Here is a 16,919-nt window from a genome sequence, read left to right as displayed (position 1 = left end):
TATCCAAAAAGATGCCGAGCGATCCCCGTTACCCACATCTAGTATAAGGCTATGTTACTACAGGGATATCGTCTGAGAATAACCTCACACTAAGCATCTGATCGCAGCAAAGAGTCGATCTGCGCCACCCGGCGCATAAGAGGAAAACTAGCACCAAACGCTTGTATAATCAATGAGTTCTATAAAATTTTGATAATATAGTTACTACTCCAACCGAGGCAATGCCAGTAGGTTGCCCCGGATTTTTACGAAATTAATTCCGATTCGTCATCCGTCCACCCACTCCCTGGGCGTGAATCCCGCCCACTCAGGCCATTGACAGCTTGACCCGGTCGTCAAAATTCATAGCCAGAGTGAACTAGATTCGCCTTTTCACCGATTTGAAGATTAGCGGCGGAGCAGAATCTAAGGTATCGTTTCAATGATTATGGAGCAGTTCCAAAAAGGCTTCACAGAAGAACAACAGACGACCTGAAACAGCTCGAACCCAACCGATGCGCCTAGTCAAACGTCTCATATCATCGCTCGCGGACAGCACCCGGGACCTGCTGCCGATTGTCCTGGTTATCGCTTTCTTTCAATTGGCGGTACTGCAACAACCTATTCCTAATCTCGGCACCATACTGATAGGGTCTGTATTGGTCCTGCTGGGCTTGACCCTCTTTATCGAAGGCCTGAATCTGGGCCTGTTCCCCATTGGTGAAGGCATGGCATGGGACTTTGCCCGCAAGGGCAGCCTGACTTGGTTGTTGATTTTCGCTTTCGCCCTCGGATTCGGCACCACAGTGGCAGAACCCGCATTGATAAAAATTGCCCAGGAGGCCGCCAATGTGGCGGCTGTCGGCGGCATGATAGAGAATACCCAGACCGCCCAGGAGGGGTACGCCCAGGGGTTACGCTATACCGTGGCAATATCAGTCGGATTCGCCATCCTGATCGGTGTATTGAGAATCGTTAAGGGTTGGCCGGTTGAATACCTCATCATAGGCGGCTATCTGGGTGTTGTATTAATGACCGCAATAGCACCTAAAGAAATTATCGGCATAGCCTATGATTCAGGTGGCGTCACCACCTCTACGGTAACCGTCCCCCTGGTGACGGCGCTCGGGGTCGGCCTGGCCTCAAGCATCAAGGGTCGTAATCCCATGACCGACGGATTTGGCCTGATAGCCTTCGCATCTCTCACACCGATGATCTTCGTCATGGGATATGGGCTGCTGTTATGAATGAAGCCCTTCAGCACTTCTTCTCTGTAATGGTTGGCACCGTACTCGATGTTCTACCCATCGCCGGCATCCTGATTGGCTTTCAATTCCTGGTGCTGCGCCGCCCCATAAAGAATCCCAAAGAGGTGCTGTTTGGCTTTCTTCTGGTTCTGCTTGGCCTGGTTCTGTTCCTGCAAGGGTTGGATCTCGCCCTCTTCCCACTCGGGGAGTTGATGGCAAATCAGCTCACCTCGCCTGAGATACTGAATATTCCCGATACCGGTGATGGGGTTAAATGGCACCACTACTTTTGGGTCTATCTGTTCGCGGCCTGCATCGGCTTTTCCACCACCATCGCAGAACCCTCATTGATCGCCGTGGCAATCAAGGCGAATCAGGTCTCCGCCGGCGCCATCAGTAAATGGGGGTTACGCATTGCCGTCGCCATCGGTGTGGCTGTGGGCATCTCCTTGGGTTGCTACCGGATTATTTCCGGAACACCTCTGCACTGGTACATCATGACGGGTTATGTAGTGGTAATCGTGCAGACAGTCTATGCCCCCCGGACGATCATTGCCCTGGCATATGATTCAGGGGGGGTAACCACATCCACCGTCACGGTACCGCTGGTAGCGGCCCTGGGACTGGGTTTATCCAGCAATATTCCTGGCCGCAATCCTGTAATGGACGGTTTTGGCCTCATCGCCTTCGCCAGCCTGTTCCCGATCATGTCGGTCATGGCCTACGCTCAACTGAGTGAATGGCGATCCAAAAGACAATCTGATGATACAACGAGGTAATTCCCATGCACTTCAAACTCATCATCGCCCTGGTAGAGGACAGCACCACAGAAAAGGTTCTCGAGGCTGCCCGATCTGCCGGCGCTACAGGCTCCACGGTCATCAATCATGCCCGTGGAGAGGGTATCAATCAGTCAAAGACCTTTCTCGGTCTGACCCTTGATACGCAACGGGATGTAGTGCTCCTGCTGGTGGAAGAGCATCTCAGCCGAACCATTCTGGAAAAAATCTCCGAAGCCGGCCAATTCGATGAAGAATCAGGTAGCGGGATCGCCTTTCAGATAGATATCGAAGACGCGGTCGGCGTCAGTCACCAGATCCAGACACTCTCACACGTTATCGAGGAGGAGTTATGAACGATCGGCAACTAATCCGGGTAAAGGATGTCATGAAAACCGACTTTGACATGGTGGACGGTTTGGATACCGTACAAATGGCCCTTGAGCGTATGATCCATATAGAGACCAAATCGTTGATTGTTAAGAAACGGCATGATGACGACGAGTACGGCCTGGTCACACTGTCAGATATCGCACGCCTGGTACTGGCAAATGACCGGGCACCGGAGCGGGTCAATATCTATGAAATCATGACCAAACCGGCATTGACCATATCTTCCAGCATGGATATCCGCTATGCCGCGAGAATCTTCAGCCGCTTTGACCTGACCAGGGCACCGGTCCTGGACAACCGTGAAATCGTCGGTATCGTCAGCCTTACAGATATGGTGCTGAAAGGGCTGAAAACAAACTTGGAATCAAGTTGATCCTATCTGCAGAGACACTCTTACGTAGTGCGGAGTACCGTCCATCGAAAAACATGGATGACAGACCGCCTGAGTCAGAGGTCGATCTGCTTGTGATTCACAGTATCAGCCTGCCACCCGGGGAGTTTGGCGGAAACTGGATCGACGATCTGTTCATGAACAACCTGGATGCAACGGCACACCCCTATTTCGCAGAGATAGAGGCACTCAGGGTTTCATGCCACATACTCATCCAACGCACGGGTAAAATAACCCAATACGTACCCCTGAACCGACGTGCCTGGCATGCAGGGGATTCCAACTACTGTGGTCGACCCTGCTGCAATGATTTCTCCATCGGAATCGAATTGGAGGGGGCGGATGACATGCCATTCACCGATGCTCAATACTTGGCCCTGGAGCGTGTTACCAAGGAGATCATGCACTTCTATCCAAGCATTACCCGGGAGCGTATTACCAGCCACGCCGCCATCGCACCAGGACGGAAAACAGATCCAGGACCTATGTTCGACTGGGACCGTTATTTGAGTCTGATAGAGGTACTTGATTAAGTCTAAACCTTAGGATATGTGTTGAAACTTTGCATCGATTGTTTGACACTTGCCCAATGACCCTGACGATTATACTAATCAGCCTGATAGCAGAGCGTTTTTTACTCGATTATCGCTATTTGCGTGATAACGGTTGGTTCAATTCCTATAACCAGTGGTTTGAACGACATCAGCTACCGCAGCGGATGCGGCAGGGTGTCATCGGGATCATGCTACTGATACTTCCCCCCCTGCTTGCACTATGGGCAGTACAACACCTGTTTGAGAATGCCCTGTTCGGACTGTTATGGTTTGTAACCTCTGTCGCGATTCTGCTCTACTGTTTGGGCCCCAATGACCTGGACGCCTCGGTCAACCGCTACGTGGAAGCCGTGGATAGTGACGAGGATGAGGAGATCAGGGCATCAGCAACCACCCTGATCATGGATGAGCCACCCACCAGTGAGCCCGCTCGTTCCCAAGCCGCGGCCGAAGGGGTATTGCTCCAAGCGAACCAAAACCTGTTTTGTGTGCTGTTTTGGTTCATTCTGCTGGGTCCGGTCGGGGCGATGGCCTACCGCATCGCCACTTGGCTACCGAGCATGGAACAGGCCAAAAACGATCCCGATTTCCTCCTCAACAGTAAACAGCTTGTGGTGATTCTGGAGTGGATACCCGCACGCATAGCCGCCTTCTGTTATGCCATAGCAGGCAGCTTCGAGGACGCACTCTATGGCTGGCGTAGCTATCACGAAAGCCGTTTCAGCGAATTCGACGACAGCAACAGCGGAACCTTGATCTGTACCGGTAGCGGTGCCATGCGGCTCTCGACGCTCATCAACGAAGCCCATGAGGGGGTACAGTCCTTCAGCTTTCTTGCAAAGTCAGCCATGGCTCTCGTCTGGCGATCCCTTGTCGTCTACCTGGTGATAGTCGCGCTGATTACACTGAGCGGATTGCTTTAATTGGCAGGCAAAGTCACGACCATCGATCTATTGAGGCATGGAGAGCCGGTAGGCGGCAGGCGCTACCGGGGCCAGATAGATGACCCCCTGAGTGAGCAGGGATGGGAACAGATGTGGCAAGCCGTCTCCGGCGATCGCCCCTGGCAGGCCATCATCAGTTCACCACTGCGACGCTGCAGCGAATTTGCAGCACGCCTGGGAGAAGAGCTTGAGCTTGGGGTGGAGTTGGATGACCGGCTCAAAGAGGTTGGTTTCGGTGATTGGGAAGGTCAAACCGGCGATCAGCTGCGTCGACATGACAAATCGATCCTGTCACGCTTCTACCAGGATCCGATTCAGAATCGGCCACAGGACGCTGAGGATCTGAATGACTTCAAGGTACGGGTCCTGGCTGCCTACAGCAACGCCTGCGAGCGTTTCCGCGGCCAACACCTTTTACTCGTCGCCCATGCAGGGGTAATTCGAACCATTATCAATCACACCCTGCAAGCCCCTCTCAGTTCCATGTACCGGCTCTCCATTGCCACTGCCAGCCTCACCCGTATTCGGATCGATGGCGAGCACCCGGCCACACTGATTTTCATGGGTAAGTCGCAACTGTAAAGGAGACTCTGATGTGATAGCGATCACACTTTATTTAAGCTTTGTTTAAGATTTATAGGTTATAAGTCACATAAAAATGACTGTAACTTAGCTATGGTTGGCATATCTGAAGTAGATCAGTCACTTAGAATATGAGGAGAAATCAAATGACTTGGCTGCTACTCGCATCACTCGCGATTATTGTTGTCTCCGTGTTAACAACAAAATCTGTTGAATTTCCAGATAGTTAGACTTAACCACTAACGCCCTTCAACGCCTGACCTATTCAGGGCGGACCGGGTCACTGCTGAGACCCCCTACCTGGCGCACATATTCATACATGACTATGGACGCCGCCACCGATACATTAAGACTCTCCACCTGCCCAAATTGGGGAATGGACACCGATAAGATGTCCGGATACTCCTCCCGGCTGAAACTGTGTCCCCACTCCTCATGGCCCAGGACGAAGGCAATCTTCCTTGCCATACTGAAATCAGTTAGTAGGCGCTTACTTCCACCCTCCAGTCGCATAATCTGGTAACCACGCTCGGTGAGTTCCCGATAACTCTGCTCGAAGCTGTCGAAAAATCGTGCCGGCACCTTCTTGAAAGCACCCTTCCCCGGCGCTGGATCAAAGGGCCCTATATTCACCAGATGGACCTCGTGGGCGCCAAACGCCTCGGCACTGCGGAATATCTTGGCCACATTGAATCCAGCCTTCATCTGGTCCAGCACGACGATAAAGTCGTGTACACCGGGTTTGGCGAGGAGGTTTCTCTGGCGCTGCTTGGTATAGCGCAGCAGCGCCTGATCCCGGCCTTCTCTGCGCTCTTTTTTACTCTTTCTCTGTCTGATCATGCTTAAACCGCTGGCTGAATGAAACGACTGGTTCTAGGGCCCCTAGGGGACAGCCCCTAAGACCATGATAATTCTCCAGGCTATTCCCTTCCCGTTGTTGGATCATGCATGCTGTAATACAGCCCCTGAATTGTGCAACAGATCCCGCCCTACAGGGTGAAACGACAGGTAACTGAATATGCAGGCAACAAGCGTCACCCGGGTCCTGGTATGGAGCAATAGACTCAGGCTCGCCCACTGGATTCTCGGGCTCTCCTGTGTCGGACTGCTGATCACCGGGTGGCTCATGAACAATACCCCCCTGCTGGCGCAGAGTGCGGCCGAGATCCATTTCATGCTCAGTGGCCTGTTTCTACCCGCCCTGCTACTGCGTCTCTATCTTCTCCTATTCGGCAAAGGCAGTGAACAGATCAGCTCCTGTGAACCGAACCTGCATCGCCTATCCCAGACCTGGTTGGTGTTGAAGTTCTATCTTACCCTTGGCAAGGCACCTCTACCCAAGTGGTATAGTCACAACCCGCTGTGGGGACCTGTCTATCTGGTACTTTTTTTCTTTTTGCTATTGAGCGCCATCAGCGGTCTGATGCTGCTCAAGGATATCACCATGGTCGGCACGCTGAGCCTCAACGATGTGCATCATCTGAGCTACCAGGTGATCCTGGTTTTCACCCTACTGCATATTCCAGCCGTCTTCAGTCATGATCTGGCCGGCAAAGGAGCTGATATCTCCGGGATGATCAATGGACAACGGATTTTTGAAGTTGAAAATCCTCAGCAGAGCAAGGAGAGCGGAACCCAGGCAGTAGCACTGCAGGATCTGTTGAAAAGTCTAAAGCGTTGATTTTGACCTGAGTGGAAAGGACAGACAGGCATCCTGCCCCAGTGAATGACACGCATAAAAAAACCCACATCCAAGATGTGGGTCTTTTTCAGCCGGATCTTCAGTCTGGTCTGGCTTAGGATTCTTCCGCCTCAGACTCGTTCACGGCCTCTTCAGTCTCTTCAGGTATCGGCCGGTCCACCAACTCCACATAGGCCATGGGCGCCTGGTCTCCGGGACGATAGCCGCATTTCATGATGCGCAGATAGCCACCTGGACGCTCCTGGTAGCGTGGACCCAGCTCGGCAAACAGTTTTCCCACTGCCGCCTTGTCCCGCAGACGGTCGAAGGCTAGGCGGCGTTTTGCCACACTGTCGCTCTTGGAGAGTGTGATCAGAGGTTCGGCAACACGTCGCAACTCTTTTGCCTTGGGCAAGGTTGTCTTGATCATTTCGTGATTGATCAGAGAGACGGTCATGTTTCTGAACATGGCATTGCGGTGGCTACTGTTACGATTCAGTTGGCGACCTGATTTGCGATGGCGCATGGTTCTAGTTCCACAAATTCAATAGTTAAATAGGTCTGCAACAGCCCTCAGTGGGTCAGCTGCTCCTCGATGTTCTCTGGCGGCCAATGCTCGAGGCGCATACCGAGCGAGAGACCACGACGGGCAAGTACGTCCTTTATCTCTGTCAACGATTTCTTGCCCAGATTCGGTGTCTTCAGCAGTTCCACCTCGGTGCGCTGAATCAGGTCACCGATAAGGAAGATATTTTCCGCCTTCAAGCAGTTCGCTGAGCGTACGGTGAGTTCAAGATCATCCACTGGGCGCAACAGTATTGGATCGATCGCCGGCTCTTCAGGCTCGGAAACCGACTCCGCAGCTTCTGCTTCCAGGTCGACGAAGACAGAGAGTTGATCCCGCAGGATACTCGCAGAACGTCTGATCGCCTCTTCCGGATCGATGGTACCGTTTGTCTCCAGTTCGATGACCAGGCGGTCAAGGCCGGTGTTTTGTTCCACACGGGCAGCTTCCACACTGTAGGCCACTTCCCTGATCGGACTGAACGATGCATCAACCTGCAACATGCCGATCGGACGCTCGTCCCCGGCACTACCCTGTCGTGCAGCCGCCGGATGGTATCCCCGGCCTCTGCGTACATTCAAGGTCATATTGATTTCGCCGGACTTGGTCAGGGTCGCCAAAACCAGATCAGGATTGGCGATCTCCACATCGTGGTCCAGGGTTATGTCACTGGCAAGTACTTGTCCCGGTCCCTTCTTTTGCAGCTTCAGGGTCGCCTCATCACGTGAGTGCATGATGATTGCAACCAACTTGAGATTAAGCAGTACATCAAGTACATCTTCCTGAACGCCTTCCATCGTGGTGTACTCGTGCAGTACATCGGCGATCTCCACTTCAGTGATCGCACTGCCGGGCATCGATGAGAGCAGGATGCGCCTTAACGCATTCCCCAAAGTATGGCCAAACCCTCGCTCCAACGGCTCAAGGGTCACTTTCGCACGTGTTGCAGTGATGGGTTGAACGTTTACTATCCGGGGCTTGAGAAATTCCGTAACGCTATCGATCATGTATTTTCCCTCGTCAAGGCTTACTTGGAGTAGAGCTCGACGACCAGTTGCTCGTTAATCTCGGCAGACAAATCTGATCGATCCGGTACACGCTTCAGCTTGCCTTTCATTGCTTTTGGATCAACCTCAACCCAATCGACAAATCCAAACTGCCCTTGCAGTTCGAGTGCACCCTGTATTCTGAGCTGTTTTTTTGCCTTCTCTCGTATCGAGACTTCATCTTCCGCTGAGACTTTGAACGAAGGTACGTTAACTACCTTTCCATTGACTTCTATGGCCTTATGGCTCACAAGTTGACGTGCTTCAGCTCGCGTGGAGCCAAAACCCATGCGATAGACAATATTGTCCAACCGGGTCTCCAGGAGTTGCAGCAGGTTTTCACCGGTCGCACCCTTACTCTGGGCTGCAGCTTTGTAGTAGTTACGGAATTGCTTTTCCATGATCCCGTAGATACGGCGAACTTTTTGCTTCTCGCGCAGCTGTAGACCGTAATCGGATACCCGACGACGGCGATCTCCCATCTGCCCGGGTACCTTCTCCATATTGCATTTGGAATCGAGTGAGCGCACGCGGCTTTTCAGGAAAAGGTCAGTACCTTCCCTACGGCTTAGCTTACACTTGGGTCCGATGTACCTTGCCATGTTTCAGTAACTCCAGTAATTAGACGCGGCGCTTCTTGGGAGGACGGCAGCCATTGTGTGGTATAGGGGTAACATCAGAGATGCTTGTGATCTTGAATCCTGCATTGTTCAGGGAACGAACAGCGGATTCGCGGCCAGGTCCAGGACCTTTTACATTCACATCAAGATTCTTGACGCCATACTCCTTGACCATCTGACCCACGCGATCAGCAGCAACCTGGGCTGCAAACGGGGTGCTCTTTCTAGAACCGCGGAATCCCGATCCACCAGCAGTGGCCCAAGCCAGTGCGTTGCCTTGGCGGTCACTAATAGTAATGATTGTATTGTTGAAAGAGGCGTGAATATGAGCGACCCCATCGGTCACACTCTTCTTTACCTTTTTCTTACCACGTGTACTAGGTTTAGCCATCTTCTGTACCTAAAGATTCATATATAGATTTAATTAACGCTTGATCGGGCGACGTGGGCCTTTGCGCGTCCTGGCATTCGTACGTGTACGCTGCCCGCGCAATGGAAGTCCGCGACGATGCCGGATGCCACGATTGCACCCAAGGTCCATCAGGCGTTTAATATTCATCGAGATTTCACGACGGAGGTCACCTTCGACGGTGAAGCGGGCAATGATAGAGCGTATGCTTTCTACCTGATCCTCGCTGAGCTCCTGTATCTTCACATTGGGTTCAATGCCGGCTTCTTTACAGATATCGCCCGCACGGGAACGCCCGATACCGTATATCGATGTCAGCGCTATGACCGCATGTTTTCGGTCTGGTATGTTGACCCCTGCAATTCGAGCCATCTCAAAATCTCCTGAACAAACCCTTGGCACATTGCCGAAGGGAAACGCGCAATATTACTCTACACAACCACCTGCATCAAGCGGATGTGGCACTAATTTTGCCCTGATTAACCCTGACGCTGTTTATGACGCCCTTCTTTACAGATTACTCTGACGACGCCATTCCGGCGCACAATTTTGCAATTTCGGCAGATCTTCTTAACCGATGCACGCACTTTCATGATTCAGACTCCAAATAATAAATTCAGTAGCGTTCGACGCTAGCGTAACAACCCGCCACCACCACCTTTCAGATTGGCCTTTTTCATCAGGCCATCGTATTGATGGGACATCATGTGCGCCTGTATCTGGGCCATGAAATCCATGACCACCACGACAATAATCAACAGCGATGTACCACCAAAATAGAAGGGTACATTCCAACCCACGATCAGGAACTCAGGCAGCAAACAGACCAGGGTTATGTAGATCGCACCCCAAAAGGTCAGTTTACTCATCACGCCATCGATATACTTAGCCGTTTGGTCGCCTGGCCGAATACCAGGGATAAACGCACCTGAACGCTTCAGATTGTCCGCAGTCTCCCGGGAATTGAACACCAGCGCAGTGTAGAAAAAACAGAAAAAGATTATCGCCGCCGCGTAGGCCATCACATATACAGGTTCACCCGGTGATAGTTTTGCGAATATATCCTGTATCCAACGGGTGCCTTCCGTATTCCCGAACCACTGCCCGAGGGTTGCCGGGAAGAGGATAATACTGGAGGCGAAAATCGGCGGTATAACACCTGCCATGTTCAGCTTCAGGGGCAGATGGGTGCTCTGGGCGGCCAGCATTCTTCTGCCTTGCTGACGTTTGGCGTAATTGATGGTAATCCGGCGCTGTCCCCGTTCGACAAAAACCACAAACGCGGTAACCGCGATAGCCAGGACAAAAAGGAACAGAATCGTCAGTGCGTTCAACTCCCCGGTGCGGGCAAGCTCCAGGGTACCACCAATGGCAGAAGGCAGACCCGCAACGATGCCGGCAAAGATGATCAGGGATATGCCGTTGCCGATGCCTCGCTCGGTGATCTGCTCACCCAGCCACATCAGGAACATGGTGCCTGTCACCAGTGATACAGCGGCTGTAACTACAAAGCCAACACCTTGATGGATAACGATGGTTTCTCCACCCACGGTTTGACTTTGAAGCGCGATCGAAATACCTACCGCTTGGAATGTCGCCAGCACGACAGTGCCATAACGGGTATATTGGGTAATCTTTCTACGCCCGGACTCACCCTCTTTCTTCAACTGCTCCAATGAAGGAATAACAGCTGACATCAACTGCATGATAATCGAGGCAGAGATGTAGGGCATGATACCCAGGGCAAACAGGCTCGCACGCTCCAGGGCACCCCCGGAAAACATATTGAACATATCCAGGATCGAACCCTGAGCCTGTTCAAACAGTGCTGCCAAGGCTACCGGGTTCACCCCCGGCACAGGTATGAAGGTACCGATACGGAACACCAGCAGGGCGCCTGCAACAAACAACAGACGTTGACGGAGTTCCGTCAATCGGCCCATGCTGCCAAGCGCTCCCATCATCGGTGATCCCTGGTTAGCCATGATTTACTCGACCTTGCCACCAGCCGCTTCGATTGCAGCCTTAGCACCTTTGGATACGCGAATGCCTTTTACGGTCACGGCACGATCGATCTCTCCAGAAGCGAAGATCTTCGCATTTTTTACGGATCGAGTGACGATATTTGCCTTTTTCAGCGCTTCCAGGTCGACCACGTCGCCATCCACTTTCGCCAACTCACCAAGCCGTACCTCAGCCGTTACCAAAGAGACACGCGAGGTGAAACCAACCTTCGGCAGGCGCCTTTGCAGGGGCATCTGGCCACCCTCAAAACCGACCTTGTGATATCCGCCGGAACGGGATTTCTGCCCTTTGTGGCCGCGCCCACAAGTCTTTCCAAGACCGCTGCCGATACCACGACCGACGCGTTTTCGGTCAGTCTTACTGCCAGCAGCAGGTTGTAGTGTATTCAAGCGCATGATTAAGCCTCCACAACCTTGACCATATAGTTGACCTTATTCACCATACCTCTCGTCGCGGGAGTATCCTCCACCTCGACGACCTGGTGCATACGTCGTAATCCCAACCCGGCAACGCACGCTTTATGGCTTGCCAGTCTGCCATTCGTGCTGCGTACCAGAGTCACATGCATCATCTTCTTCTTAGCCATGACCTACCCCAGGATATCCTCGACACTTTTACCGCGCTTCAGAGCCACGGACTCAGCATCTGTCATCTCATGCAAGCCGTTTATGGTGGCCCGAACGACATTCATGGGATTGTTAGTCCCGATGCACTTTGCCAGTACATTCTGCACACCCAGCACTTCAAAAACGGCGCGCATCGCACCACCAGCGATGATGCCAGTACCATCAGAGGCAGGCTGCATATGCACCTTGGCAGCACCATGTCTACCGATAACCGGATACTGCAGGGTTGTGCCGCTGAGGCGAACCGATACCATGTTTTTTCGCGCTGTTTCCATGGCCTTTTGAATCGCCACAGGAACCTCACGCGCCTTGCCGGTACCGAAACCAACCCGACCCTTTCCATCACCGACCACAGTCAGTGCAGAAAATCCGAACTGGCGGCCACCTTTAACAACCTTTGCCACCCGGTTTACATTGACCAGCTTTTCAAGAAGCTCGTCGCCCTCAGGCTTTGCATTGAAATTAGCCATATTCCAGAACCTTTAAAATTGGAGACCGGCTTCACGTGCCGCATCAGCAAGCGCTTTGACCCGCCCATGGTATCGAAAACCCGAACGGTCGAAGGCCACATTCTCTATACCGGCGGATTTCGCCCGCTCGGCGATATATTTACCGACAATCTTCGCCGCATCGACGTTGCCACAGGCGCCTTTAATCTCACCCCGAACCGATTTATCCAGGGTAGAGGCACTCGCCAGCACACTGCCGCCATCCGGACTGATCACCTGAGCGTAGATATGTCGAGGCGTACGATGAATAGAGAGACGATGAGCACCAAGCTCCTGAATCTTTGCTCGAGTACGACGCCCACGACGTATGCGTGATATTTTCTTTTCCATCGTTCTACCCTATTTCTTCTTAGCTTCTTTACGTGCAACATATTCGTCGACATAACGCACGCCCTTGCCTTTATAGGGCTCCGGCGGGCGAAAGGCGCGGATTTCCGCAGCCACTTGGCCGACACGCTGCTTGTTACTTCCACTGACAACTATCTCAGTCGCCGATGGGGTCGCAATACTGATACCCTCAGGAACCGGATAGTCGATCGGATGGGAAAAACCCAGGTTGAGGTTGAGGGACTTGCCGCCAGCCTGGGCGCGATAACCAACCCCAACCAATTGCAATTTCTTCTCAAATCCCTGTGTGACACCAGTCACCATATTGTTGACCAGAGCCCGCATGGTCCCGGCCATGGCCCAGGACGCCTTGTCCTCACCCTTCGGCACGATCTTGAGTGAGTTATCCTCTTCAGCGATATCAACAGAAGGGTGCACATCCATTGCCATTTCACCCTTGGGGCCTTTGACACTCAGGGACTGATCACCCTTTTTGACCGTTACGCCGGAGGGTAGTGAGATCGGGCTTTTAGCTACACGCGACATCTCATCACCCCCTTATGCGACGTAGGCGATGACTTCACCGCCCTGACCCGTCTCGCGGGCAGCACGGTCTGACATCACACCTTTGGAGGTGGAGATAATCGCCACACCCAGACCACCACGCACCTTGGGCAACTCATTTTTACCCTTGTAGACACGCAATCCGGGACGGCTGATACGCTTGATCAAATCGATAACAGGACGGCCCTGGTAGTAGCGCAACTCCAAAACCAGGGTCGGTTTCGCGGCTTCGCTATTGATTGAGACTTCCTGAAGAAAACCTTCGTTTTTCAAAAGGTTAGCAATTGAGAGCTTAAGCTTTGAGGAGGGCAGCTCTACTGTCGTCTTGTTGGCTGCCTGGCCATTGCGGATGCGTGTAAGCATATCCGCGATGGGATCTGACATACTCATAATGAGCTCCTGTGGTCAGTCCGCCTTTGTGGCGCGATACCCGAAATTTAAAAAAACAAAACGGGCCAACAGTTGACCCGAGTAAAAGCGCGAAATTATACGCTTACCAGCTGGCTTTAACAAGCCCTGGAACATCGCCCCGCATAGCGGCCTCGCGCAGCTTATTCCTGCACAGCCCGAACTTGCGATAGACGCCGTGGGGACGGCCTGTCACCCGACAACGATTCTGCTTGCGCGACGGACTGGCATCACGTGGCAGTTTCTGCAGTTTCAGAGTCGCTTCTTCGATCTGCTCGAATGTGCTGCTGGGATTCTTGATTATCGCCTTCAGCGCACTACGCTTGGCAGCATATTGGGAGGCGATACGGGCACGCTTGTTTTCGCGTGCGATCATGCTCTTTTTTGCCATATTTGGACTCAGTTCTTAAAAGGAAATTTAAAGGCTTCCAGCAACGCTCGACCCTCTTCATCGGTCTGAGCCGTGGTGGTAATGGTAATATCCAAGCCACGGATTGCGTCGATCTTGTCATAATCGATCTCTGGAAACATGATTTGCTCTTTAACGCCCATGGAGTAGTTGCCACGGCCATCGAAAGACTTGCCATTTAGACCGCGAAAATCCCGGATACGGGGTATCGCGATATTGATCAGACGGTCTAGGAACTCATACATCCGCTCACGCCGCAGGGTCACCTTGCAACCGATCGGCCATCCTTCACGCACCTTGAAACCTGCAATTGACTTACGGGCATAGGTGATGATTGCCTTTTGACCGGCAATCTTTTCCATATCACCGACGGCATTTTCAAGAATTTTTTTGTCACCAATCGCCTCACCGACACCCATATTCAGAGTGATTTTGGTGATCTTGGGGACCTGCATGATGCTGCCGAACTGAAACTTGTCCATAAGCTCCTGGACAATGGTTTCCTTATATTGTTGCTGTAATCTTGCCATGTCTGATCACGCCTCAGATGTCGACGACTTCTTGATTCGATTTAAAGACTCGAACCTTCTTGCCATCTTCAAGAATTTTAAATCCAACCCGATCACCCTTGTCGGATACCGGATTGTAGAGAGCCACATTTGAAATATGCAACGGCATCTCTTTATCAAGAATGCCACCAGGTTCACCGCGATTCGGATTGGGCTTGGTATGTTTCTTTGCCATATTGACATTTTCAACAACCAAACGGTCATCCTGCAGCATTCTGACTACAGTACCGCGTTTACCTTTATCCTTTCCGCTGATGACGATGACTTCGTCACCTTTTTTAATCTTGCTTGCCATTGATGCCGCCTCACAAAACTTCTGGTGCGAGCGAAATTATTTTCATAAATCGCTCACTCCTTAATTCACGGGTCACCGGACCAAAGATACGCGTACCTATTGGCTGCAATGCACTGTTCAAAAGCACTGCAGCGTTCGTGTCGAAGCGGATCACTGATCCATCCGGACGACGAACGCCCTTTTTGGTTCTGACTACAACAGCATTGTAGACATCACCTTTTTTCACCTTGCCTCTAGGTATGGCATCTTTGACACTGACTTTTACGATGTCTCCGATCCCTGCATAGCGGCGATGAGAACCACCCAGCACCTTTATGCACTGAACCTGCTTGGCGCCGCTGTTATCAGCCACACTGAGGTTGGTCTGCATCTGAATCATGGTATTGCCCTAATTCCAAATAATTTCGATTGGACGCTCACTGAGAACAGGGTCTCAGCTGGCACGCTCCAGTACTTTAACCAAACGCCAGGTTTTGGTCTTCGACAGTGGACGACACTGCTCCACCATCACGGTATCACCTTTCTGACACTCATTTGTTTCATCATGCGCGTGTACCTTGGTCGTACGACGCATGTATTTTCCATACACCGGATGCTTCACAGTACGCTCAACGGATACGGTAATCGATTTTTCCATTGCGCTGCTCACAACCTGCCCCACCAGGGTCCGGTTCGTTGCCTGCTGTTCATTCATGATGCATCACCCGACTTCTGTTCGTTCATTAGAGTTTTTACACGTGCAATATCCTTGCGAACTTCCCGCATGCGTGATGGCTTGGCCAATTGACCGGTGCCCCGCTGCATACGCAGATTAAACTGCTCTTTGAGAAGTTCTTCGAGGGTAGACGTCAGCTCTTGTTGAGACTTTTCTCTTAACTCTGATGCTTTCATTACATTACCGTCCGCTTCACGAATGTGGTCGATACAGGCAATTTGGCAGCAGCCAGTGCAAATGCCTCTCGGGCCAACTCCTCAGAGATGCCTTCGATCTCATACAGCATACGACCAGGCTGAACCTGGGCGACCCAGTATTCAACATTACCCTTACCTTTACCTTGGCGAACTTCCAAAGGCTTCTTAGTGATCGGCTTGTCCGGAAAGATTCGGATCCAGATTTTACCGCCACGTTTCACGTGCCTGGTGATGGCACGCCGGGCAGCCTCAATCTGTCTAGCCGTAATCCGACCCCGACCGGTGGATTTAAGGCCATATTCACCAAAAGAGACATCGCTGCCCTTGATGGCCAGGCCGCGATTGCGCCCCTTGTGCTGTTTGCGAAATTTTGTCCGTTTAGGTTGCAACATGGCTTACGACCTCTTACCCGACGAGGTAGTTTTGGTTTCCACTTCAACTTCCTCATTATCAGCGTAGACTTCACCCTTGAAGACCCATACCTTGACACCGATGATCCCGTAGGTTGTATTCGCTTCAGCAAAGCCATAATCAATATCTGCACGCAGGGTGTGCAATGGCACACGCCCTTCCCGATACCATTCGGAACGCGCTATTTCAGCACCGTTGAGTCGTCCGCTGATATGTACCTTGATGCCCTCGGCACCGAGGCGCATGGCATTCTGTACAGCCCGCTTCATGGCACGCCTGAACATGACACGTCTTTCCAACTGCTGGGCAATGCTCTCACCCACCAACTGGGCATCGAGCTCCGGCTTGCGGATCTCTTCGATGCTCATATGGACAGGAATCCCCATCATGGCGGAGACTTCGGCCCTCAATGCATCGATATCCTCACCCTTTTTGCCGATCACCAGTCCAGGACGCGCGGTGTGGACAGTAATGTGGGCATTGTTTGCAGGACGATCGATCTGAATACGACTCACAGACGCCTGGTGCAACTTCTTTTTCAAGAATTCCCGGACTTCGAGATCATTGTTCAAAAGATCTGCATAGTGCTTGGAATCCGCATACCACTTGGAAGTCCAGTCTTTTACTATGCCAAGACGTATCCCGGTTGGATGTACTTTTTGACCCATTTCGGC

At 52.1% G+C, this 16,919-nt stretch carries 30 protein-coding genes; 8 read left to right on the top strand and 22 right to left on the bottom strand.

Going from position 1 to position 16,919, the window contains the following annotated elements; translation table 11 throughout:
- Positions 1-494 precede the first annotated feature (494 nt).
- From R2K28_RS02850 to R2K28_RS02820, 7 genes are read left to right on the top strand one after another with little or no spacing between them, the layout of a single operon-like run.
- Entirely contained in the window at positions 495-1,226 is a 732-nt protein-coding gene (locus tag R2K28_RS02850; protein ID WP_316367886.1) for a DUF1538 domain-containing protein, read from the top strand.
- The gene (locus tag R2K28_RS02845) at positions 1,223-2,005 is read left to right on the top strand and encodes a DUF1538 domain-containing protein (RefSeq protein ID WP_316367885.1); all 783 of its coding nucleotides are present in this window, start codon (positions 1,223-1,225) and stop codon (positions 2,003-2,005) included. The genes R2K28_RS02850 and R2K28_RS02845 overlap by 4 nt, the downstream gene beginning before the upstream one ends.
- A 5-nt stretch (positions 2,006-2,010) precedes the next feature.
- Complete coding sequence (locus R2K28_RS02840) at positions 2,011-2,361, top strand: P-II family nitrogen regulator (protein ID WP_116444912.1); 351 nt, start codon at positions 2,011-2,013, stop codon at positions 2,359-2,361.
- Positions 2,358-2,771, top strand: a complete 414-nt coding sequence (locus tag R2K28_RS02835) for a CBS domain-containing protein (protein WP_116444911.1) — start codon at positions 2,358-2,360, stop codon at positions 2,769-2,771. Before R2K28_RS02840 ends, R2K28_RS02835 begins: the two co-directional genes overlap by 4 nt.
- 53 nt (positions 2,772-2,824) lie before the next feature.
- Positions 2,825-3,322: a 1,6-anhydro-N-acetylmuramyl-L-alanine amidase AmpD gene (ampD, locus tag R2K28_RS02830; RefSeq protein WP_116444910.1), complete on the top strand. Its 498-nt coding sequence runs from the start codon at positions 2,825-2,827 to the stop codon at positions 3,320-3,322.
- 56 nt (positions 3,323-3,378) lie between these two features.
- Entirely contained in the window at positions 3,379-4,266 is an 888-nt protein-coding gene (gene ampE, locus R2K28_RS02825) for a regulatory signaling modulator protein AmpE (RefSeq protein WP_316367884.1), read from the top strand.
- Positions 4,267-4,869, top strand: coding sequence for a histidine phosphatase family protein (locus R2K28_RS02820; RefSeq protein ID WP_316367883.1), 603 nt, complete (start codon positions 4,267-4,269; stop codon positions 4,867-4,869). It abuts the gene before it with no gap.
- Positions 4,870-5,130: 261 nt separating this feature from the next.
- On the opposite strand, the gene R2K28_RS02815 is transcribed toward R2K28_RS02820, so the two are convergent.
- Complete coding sequence (locus R2K28_RS02815) at positions 5,131-5,709, bottom strand: TrmH family RNA methyltransferase (protein ID WP_316367882.1); 579 nt, start codon at positions 5,707-5,709, stop codon at positions 5,131-5,133.
- Between the two features lie 178 nt (positions 5,710-5,887).
- Here R2K28_RS02815 and R2K28_RS02810 point away from each other — a divergent pair, with 178 nt between their 5' ends.
- Positions 5,888-6,550, top strand: coding sequence for a cytochrome b/b6 domain-containing protein (locus R2K28_RS02810; RefSeq protein WP_316367881.1), 663 nt, complete (start codon positions 5,888-5,890; stop codon positions 6,548-6,550).
- A 115-nt stretch (positions 6,551-6,665) separates the two neighbouring features.
- Here the strand turns inward: R2K28_RS02810 and rplQ are convergent, their stop codons facing one another.
- From rplQ to rpsC, 21 genes are all read right to left on the bottom strand, one after another.
- The gene (gene rplQ / locus R2K28_RS02805) at positions 6,666-7,076 is read right to left on the bottom strand and encodes a 50S ribosomal protein L17 (protein WP_316367880.1); all 411 of its coding nucleotides are present in this window, start codon (positions 7,074-7,076) and stop codon (positions 6,666-6,668) included.
- Positions 7,077-7,123: 47 nt separating this feature from the next.
- Entirely contained in the window at positions 7,124-8,122 is a 999-nt protein-coding gene (locus tag R2K28_RS02800) for a DNA-directed RNA polymerase subunit alpha (protein ID WP_116444904.1), read from the bottom strand.
- A gap of 20 nt (positions 8,123-8,142) precedes the next feature.
- Entirely contained in the window at positions 8,143-8,763 is a 621-nt protein-coding gene (rpsD, locus tag R2K28_RS02795) for a 30S ribosomal protein S4 (RefSeq protein WP_116444903.1), read from the bottom strand.
- 19 nt (positions 8,764-8,782) lie between these two features.
- Positions 8,783-9,172 carry a 30S ribosomal protein S11 gene (gene rpsK / locus R2K28_RS02790; RefSeq protein WP_116444902.1) on the bottom strand — a complete coding sequence of 130 codons (390 nt, stop codon included), beginning with the start codon at positions 9,170-9,172 and terminating at the stop codon, positions 8,783-8,785.
- Positions 9,173-9,205: 33 nt separating this feature from the next.
- Entirely contained in the window at positions 9,206-9,562 is a 357-nt protein-coding gene (gene rpsM, locus R2K28_RS02785; RefSeq protein WP_316367879.1) for a 30S ribosomal protein S13, read from the bottom strand.
- A gap of 107 nt (positions 9,563-9,669) precedes the next feature.
- Positions 9,670-9,783, bottom strand: coding sequence for a 50S ribosomal protein L36 (gene rpmJ, locus R2K28_RS02780; RefSeq protein WP_071891793.1), 114 nt, complete (start codon positions 9,781-9,783; stop codon positions 9,670-9,672).
- A gap of 39 nt (positions 9,784-9,822) precedes the next feature.
- Positions 9,823-11,175 carry a preprotein translocase subunit SecY gene (gene secY / locus R2K28_RS02775; RefSeq protein ID WP_116444900.1) on the bottom strand — a complete coding sequence of 451 codons (1,353 nt, stop codon included), beginning with the start codon at positions 11,173-11,175 and terminating at the stop codon, positions 9,823-9,825.
- A gap of 3 nt (positions 11,176-11,178) precedes the next feature.
- Positions 11,179-11,610, bottom strand: a complete 432-nt coding sequence (gene rplO / locus R2K28_RS02770) for a 50S ribosomal protein L15 (protein ID WP_316367878.1) — start codon at positions 11,608-11,610, stop codon at positions 11,179-11,181.
- Between the two features lie 2 nt (positions 11,611-11,612).
- Positions 11,613-11,801 (bottom strand): 50S ribosomal protein L30, encoded by a 189-nt coding sequence (gene rpmD / locus R2K28_RS02765; RefSeq protein WP_116444898.1) that lies wholly within the window; start codon positions 11,799-11,801, stop codon positions 11,613-11,615.
- Positions 11,802-11,804: 3 nt separating this feature from the next.
- Positions 11,805-12,311 carry a 30S ribosomal protein S5 gene (gene rpsE, locus R2K28_RS02760; protein WP_116444897.1) on the bottom strand — a complete coding sequence of 169 codons (507 nt, stop codon included), beginning with the start codon at positions 12,309-12,311 and terminating at the stop codon, positions 11,805-11,807.
- 12 nt (positions 12,312-12,323) lie between these two features.
- Positions 12,324-12,680 (bottom strand): 50S ribosomal protein L18, encoded by a 357-nt coding sequence (gene rplR, locus R2K28_RS02755; protein ID WP_116448400.1) that lies wholly within the window; start codon positions 12,678-12,680, stop codon positions 12,324-12,326.
- A gap of 9 nt (positions 12,681-12,689) precedes the next feature.
- A complete protein-coding gene (gene rplF / locus R2K28_RS02750) occupies positions 12,690-13,223 on the bottom strand; it encodes a 50S ribosomal protein L6 (protein WP_316367877.1) in 534 nt (177 codons plus the stop codon).
- Positions 13,224-13,235: 12 nt separating this feature from the next.
- Entirely contained in the window at positions 13,236-13,631 is a 396-nt protein-coding gene (gene rpsH / locus R2K28_RS02745; RefSeq protein ID WP_116476322.1) for a 30S ribosomal protein S8, read from the bottom strand.
- Positions 13,632-13,734: 103 nt separating this feature from the next.
- Positions 13,735-14,040 carry a 30S ribosomal protein S14 gene (rpsN, locus tag R2K28_RS02740; protein WP_316367876.1) on the bottom strand — a complete coding sequence of 102 codons (306 nt, stop codon included), beginning with the start codon at positions 14,038-14,040 and terminating at the stop codon, positions 13,735-13,737.
- An 8-nt stretch (positions 14,041-14,048) separates the two neighbouring features.
- Positions 14,049-14,588, bottom strand: coding sequence for a 50S ribosomal protein L5 (rplE, locus tag R2K28_RS02735; RefSeq protein ID WP_316367875.1), 540 nt, complete (start codon positions 14,586-14,588; stop codon positions 14,049-14,051).
- A gap of 13 nt (positions 14,589-14,601) precedes the next feature.
- A complete protein-coding gene (gene rplX, locus R2K28_RS02730; RefSeq protein ID WP_316367874.1) occupies positions 14,602-14,922 on the bottom strand; it encodes a 50S ribosomal protein L24 in 321 nt (106 codons plus the stop codon).
- 10 nt (positions 14,923-14,932) lie between these two features.
- Positions 14,933-15,301 (bottom strand): 50S ribosomal protein L14, encoded by a 369-nt coding sequence (gene rplN, locus R2K28_RS02725; protein WP_116476326.1) that lies wholly within the window; start codon positions 15,299-15,301, stop codon positions 14,933-14,935.
- 54 nt (positions 15,302-15,355) lie between these two features.
- Positions 15,356-15,616 carry a 30S ribosomal protein S17 gene (gene rpsQ / locus R2K28_RS02720; RefSeq protein WP_316367872.1) on the bottom strand — a complete coding sequence of 87 codons (261 nt, stop codon included), beginning with the start codon at positions 15,614-15,616 and terminating at the stop codon, positions 15,356-15,358.
- Positions 15,613-15,813, bottom strand: a complete 201-nt coding sequence (gene rpmC / locus R2K28_RS02715; RefSeq protein WP_116476328.1) for a 50S ribosomal protein L29 — start codon at positions 15,811-15,813, stop codon at positions 15,613-15,615. The genes rpsQ and rpmC overlap by 4 nt, the downstream gene beginning before the upstream one ends.
- On the bottom strand, positions 15,813-16,226 hold the full coding sequence (rplP, locus tag R2K28_RS02710) for a 50S ribosomal protein L16 (RefSeq protein WP_316367871.1): 414 nt from the start codon (positions 16,224-16,226) through the stop codon (positions 15,813-15,815). Before rplP ends, rpmC begins: the two co-directional genes overlap by 1 nt.
- A gap of 3 nt (positions 16,227-16,229) precedes the next feature.
- Positions 16,230-16,913 (bottom strand): 30S ribosomal protein S3, encoded by a 684-nt coding sequence (gene rpsC, locus R2K28_RS02705; RefSeq protein ID WP_316367870.1) that lies wholly within the window; start codon positions 16,911-16,913, stop codon positions 16,230-16,232.
- Positions 16,914-16,919: the final 6 nt, after the last annotated feature.

The sequence above is a fragment of the Candidatus Thiodiazotropha sp. CDECU1 genome (assembly GCF_963455295.1).
Classification (GTDB): Bacteria; Pseudomonadota; Gammaproteobacteria; order Chromatiales; family Chromatiaceae; genus Thiodiazotropha.
Note: the sequence above shows the minus strand (reverse complement) of the source record. Positions and strands in the feature narration are given on the sequence as shown.